At 53.3% G+C, this 5,445-nt stretch carries 2 tRNA genes and 3 rRNA genes; all 5 read right to left on the bottom strand.

Annotation, left to right across the window (positions count from 1 at the left end):
* Positions 1-10: 10 nt before the first annotated feature.
* Positions 11-123, bottom strand: a 5S ribosomal RNA gene (gene rrf, locus NCS67_RS31745).
* A 156-nt stretch (positions 124-279) separates the two neighbouring features.
* A 23S ribosomal RNA gene (locus NCS67_RS31740) occupies positions 280-3,162 on the bottom strand.
* Between the two features lie 285 nt (positions 3,163-3,447).
* Positions 3,448-3,523: transfer RNA gene (locus NCS67_RS31735), tRNA-Ala, on the bottom strand.
* A gap of 47 nt (positions 3,524-3,570) precedes the next feature.
* Positions 3,571-3,647 (bottom strand) — tRNA-Ile (locus tag NCS67_RS31730).
* A 63-nt stretch (positions 3,648-3,710) separates the two neighbouring features.
* Positions 3,711-5,242: ribosomal RNA gene (locus tag NCS67_RS31725) — 16S ribosomal RNA — on the bottom strand.
* The 16S, 23S and 5S rRNA genes sit together here with 2 tRNA genes alongside, the layout of an rRNA operon.
* Between the last annotated feature and the right edge of the window lie 203 nt (positions 5,243-5,445).

Genomic DNA, 5,445 nt, shown 5'->3' with positions numbered 1-5,445 from the left:
AGCATGAGGAGCCTGACGATTACCTACTTTCACACGGGTATCCGCACTATCATCGGCGTGGAGTCGTTTCACGGTCCTGTTCGGGATGGGAAGGGGTGGGACCGACTCGCTATGGTCATCAGGCATGACTTGTTGTTGTCTCGCCTGGGTGGGCGCGACAACCAATCTGGGAAGAAGTAGAAGTGTTTGGGGAGTGAGTGTCGCACAACGCTACTCAACCAGGGGTGGTATTGACCAAGCGCTGTGGCGCCAGGTCAGTACGTGAAACACACTGGTTATAGGATCAAGCCTTACGGGCAATTAGTATCAGTTAGCTCAATGCATTACTGCACTTACACACCTGACCTATCAACGTCCTGGTCTGGAACGACCCTTCAAGGGGCTCGAAGCCCCGGGGATATCTCATCTTAAGGCGAGTTTCCCGCTTAGATGCTTTCAGCGGTTATCTCTTCCGAACATAGCTACCCGGCGATGCGACTGGCGTCACAACCGGTACACCAGAGGTTCGTCCACTCCGGTCCTCTCGTACTAGGAGCAGCCCCCTTCAAATATCCAACGCCCACGGCAGATAGGGACCAAACTGTCTCACGACGTTTTAAACCCAGCTCACGTACCTCTTTAAATGGCGAACAGCCATACCCTTGGGACCGGCTACAGCCCCAGGATGAGATGAGCCGACATCGAGGTGCCAAACACCGCCGTCGATATGAACTCTTGGGCGGTATCAGCCTGTTATCCCCAGAGTACCTTTTATCCGTTGAGCGATGGCCCTTCCATACAGAACCACCGGATCACTATGACCTGCTTTCGCACCTGCTCGACTTGTCGGTCTCGCAGTTAAGCACGCTTATGCCATTGCACTATCAGCACGATTTCCGACCGTACCTAGCGTACCTTCGTACTCCTCCGTTACGCTTTGGGAGGAGACCGCCCCAGTCAAACTGCCTACCATGCACTGTCCCCGACCCGGATCACGGGCCAAGGTTAGAACCTCAAACAAACCAGGGTGGTATTTCAAGGACGGCTCCACCGAAACTGGCGTTCCGGTTTCATAGCCTCCCACCTATCCTACACAGATCGGTTCAAAGTCCAATGCAAAGCTACAGTAAAGGTTCATGGGGTCTTTCCGTCTAGCCGCGGGGAGATTGCATCATCACAAACACTTCAACTTCGCTGAGTCTCGGGAGGAGACAGTGTGGCCATCGTTACGCCATTCGTGCAGGTCGGAACTTACCCGACAAGGAATTTCGCTACCTTAGGACCGTTATAGTTACGGCCGCCGTTTACCGGGACTTCAATCAAGAGCTTGCACCCCATCATTTAATCTTCCGGCACCGGGCAGGCGTCACACCCTATACGTCCACTTTCGTGTTTGCAGAGTGCTGTGTTTTTATTAAACAGTCGCAGCCACCAGTTTATTGCAACCCTTTCACCCTCCTGGCGCAGGCCAGTCAAGCTACAAGGGCGTACCTTATCCCGAAGTTACGGTACCAATTTGCCGAGTTCCTTCTCCCGAGTTCTCTCAAGCGCCTTAGAATACTCATCTCGCCCACCTGTGTCGGTTTGCGGTACGGTCATCGTTAGACTGAAGCTTAGAGGCTTTTCTTGGAACCACTTCCAATTGCTTCGCTTCCGAAGAAGCTCGCGCCACGCCCTTGAATTACGCACCCGGATTTGCCTAAGTGCCTTCTCCAACGCAGCGACCGGGACGTCCAACACCCGGACAACCTTCCGCGATCCGTCCCCCCATCGCATCTAACAATGGTGCAGGAATATTGACCTGCTTCCCATCAGCTACGCATTTCTGCCTCGCCTTAGGGGCCGACTCACCCTACGCCGATGAACGTTGCGTAGGAAACCTTGGGCTTACGGCGAGGGGGCTTTTCACCCCCTTTATCGCTACTCATGTCAGCATTCGCACTTCCGATACCTCCAGCACGCTTTTCAACGCACCTTCGCAGGCTTACGGAACGCTCTCCTACCACACGTACTTGCGTACGCATCCGCAGCTTCGGTGACTGGCTTGAGCCCCGTTACATCTTCCGCGCAGGACGACTCGATCAGTGAGCTATTACGCTTTCTTTAAAGGGTGGCTGCTTCTAAGCCAACCTCCTGACTGTTTTAGCCTTCCCACTTCGTTTCCCACTTAGCCAATCTTTGGGACCTTAGCTGGCGGTCTGGGTTGTTTCCCTCTTGACACCGGACGTTAGCACCCGATGTCTGTCTCCCGTGATTGCACTCTTCGGTATTCGGAGTTTGCTATGGCGTAGTAATCCGCAATGGACCCCACAACCATGACAGTGCTCTACCCCCGAAGGTGATACACGAGGCACTACCTAAATAGTTTTCGGAGAGAACCAGCTATTTCCAAGTTTGTTTAGCCTTTCACCCCTATCCACAGCTCATCCCCTAACTTTTCAACGTTAGTGGGTTCGGTCCTCCAGTACGTGTTACCGCACCTTCAACCTGGCCATGGATAGATCACTTGGTTTCGGGTCTACGCCCAGCAACTGATCGCCCTGTTCGGACTCGCTTTCGCTACGCCTGCCTTAATCAGTTAAGCTCGCTACTGAACGTAAGTCGCTGACCCATTATACAAAAGGTACGCCGTCACCCGTTTCCAGGCTCCGACTGTTTGTATGCATGCGGTTTCAGGATCTATTTCACTCCCCTCCCGGGGTTCTTTTCGCCTTTCCCTCACGGTACTGGTTCACTATCGGTCGATCACGAGTATTTAGCCTTGGAGGATGGTCCCCCCATCTTCAGACAGGATTTCACGTGTCCCGCCCTACTTGTCGTACCCCTAGTTCTTCCTCGCTGTTTTCGTCTACAGGGCTATCACCTGCTATGGCCGCACTTTCCAGAGCGTTCGACTAACAACAAAGATAAAGAGTACAGGCTGATCCCATTTCGCTCGCCACTACTTTGGGAATCTCGGTTGATTTCTTTTCCTGCGGTTACTTAGATGTTTCAGTTCACCGCGTTCGCTCCACACAACCTATGTATTCAGTTGTGGGTACTCCATTAGGAGTGGGTTTCCCCATTCGGACATTTGTGGATCAAAGCTCGTTTGCCAGCTCCCCACAACTTTTCGCAGGCTACCGCGTCCTTCATCGCCTGTGATCGCCAAGGCATCCACCACATGCACTTGTTCGCTTGACCCTATAACAAGTGTGTCTCTCTCGAGCCACCCTCGCCATAGGCTGAGTATTCGCGTTGTGCCGTATTCCAAGTCATCATCAAGATCACTTTTCATACTTGATACAATCACTACCCTGACTACCCGACTCACACCCATCTCTAAGTGCTTTTAGATAGTCTCTTTACTACTTCTTCCAGATTGTTAAAGAACGTTTAGCCGACAAGCTCACTTCACTCGCCTGCGACATCAACTGGCTTTCAATCGCCAATGCAAAGTGCTTCACGAAACACTGCGCATTGAGGACTTGGTGGAGGATGACGGGATCGAACCGACGACCCCCTGCTTGCAAAGCAGGTGCTCTCCCAGCTGAGCTAATCCCCCGCGTCTCGCGTCTGCAGCCTCACTGACTGCCTGACTCATCTTGACCGTGGTGGGTCTGGTTGGATTCGAACCAACGACCCCCGCCTTATCAAGACGGTGCTCTAACCGACTGAGCTACAGACCCAAAGCCTGTCTTCAAACAACAGCCGATAAGCGTGAGCGCTTGACTTCGTGTGCGAAGCTCGAGAAAGGAGGTGATCCAGCCGCACCTTCCGATACGGCTACCTTGTTACGACTTCACCCCAGTCATGAATCCCACCGTGGTAAGCGCCCTCCTTGCGGTTAGGCTACCTACTTCTGGTGAAACCCACTCCCATGGTGTGACGGGCGGTGTGTACAAGACCCGGGAACGTATTCACCGCGGCATGCTGATCCGCGATTACTAGCGATTCCAGCTTCACGCAGTCGAGTTGCAGACTGCGATCCGGACTACGATCGGTTTTCTGGGATTGGCTCCACCTCGCGGCTTGGCAACCCTCTGTTCCGACCATTGTATGACGTGTGAAGCCCTACCCATAAGGGCCATGAGGACTTGACGTCATCCCCACCTTCCTCCGGTTTGTCACCGGCAGTCTCCTTAGAGTGCTCTTGCGTAGCAACTAAGGACAAGGGTTGCGCTCGTTGCGGGACTTAACCCAACATCTCACGACACGAGCTGACGACAGCCATGCAGCACCTGTGCGCCGGTTCTCTTTCGAGCACCCCCACCTTTCAGCAGGGTTCCGACCATGTCAAGGGTAGGTAAGGTTTTTCGCGTTGCATCGAATTAATCCACATCATCCACCGCTTGTGCGGGTCCCCGTCAATTCCTTTGAGTTTTAATCTTGCGACCGTACTCCCCAGGCGGTCAACTTCACGCGTTAGCTACGTTACTAAGGAAATGAATCCCCAACAACTAGTTGACATCGTTTAGGGCGTGGACTACCAGGGTATCTAATCCTGTTTGCTCCCCACGCTTTCGTGCATGAGCGTCAGTGTTGGCCCAGGAGGCTGCCTTCGCCATCGGTATTCCTCCACATCTCTACGCATTTCACTGCTACACGTGGAATTCTACCTCCCTCTGCCACACTCAAAGCCTGCCAGTCACCAATGCAGTTCCCAGGTTAAGCCCGGGGATTTCACATCGGTCTTAACAGACCGCCTGCGCACGCTTTACGCCCAGTAATTCCGATTAACGCTCGCACCCTACGTATTACCGCGGCTGCTGGCACGTAGTTAGCCGGTGCTTATTCTTCCGGTACCGTCATCCTCCATCCATATTAGGGACGAAGTTTTCTTTCCGGACAAAAGTGCTTTACAACCCGAAGGCCTTCTTCACACACGCGGCATTGCTGGATCAGGGTTGCCCCCATTGTCCAAAATTCCCCACTGCTGCCTCCCGTAGGAGTCTGGGCCGTGTCTCAGTCCCAGTGTGGCTGGTCGTCCTCTCAGACCAGCTACAGATCGTCGCCTTGGTAGGCCTTTACCCCACCAACTAGCTAATCTGCCATCGGCCGCCCCTATAGCGCGAGGTCCGAAGATCCCCCGCTTTCTCCCTTAGGTCGTATGCGGTATTAATCCGGCTTTCGCCGGGCTATCCCCCACTACAGGACACGTTCCGATGTATTACTCACCCGTTCGCCACTCGCCACCAGGGTTGCCCCCGTGCTGCCGTTCGACTTGCATGTGTAAGGCATGCCGCCAGCGTTCAATCTGAGCCAGGATCAAACTCTTCAGTTCAATACCTGTTACTGTTTTCTATTCTTCCGAATAGGTCGCTCACTCAACGTACTGACGATGATTTATTCCATCCAAAGATGAACAAACCTTCCTCTGATACTTCGTGTGAGACTCTTGATACTTTTGCTATTGCCGATTCCGAAGAACCAGCCGCACTCGCCATCAAGCGCCCACACTTATCGGCTGTTAGTTTTTAAAGAGCA

The organism is Caballeronia sp. ATUFL_F2_KS9A (assembly GCF_023630765.1).
In the GTDB taxonomy this organism is placed as follows: Bacteria; Pseudomonadota; Gammaproteobacteria; order Burkholderiales; family Burkholderiaceae; genus Caballeronia; species Caballeronia zhejiangensis.
Note: the sequence above shows the minus strand (reverse complement) of the source record. Positions and strands in the feature narration are given on the sequence as shown.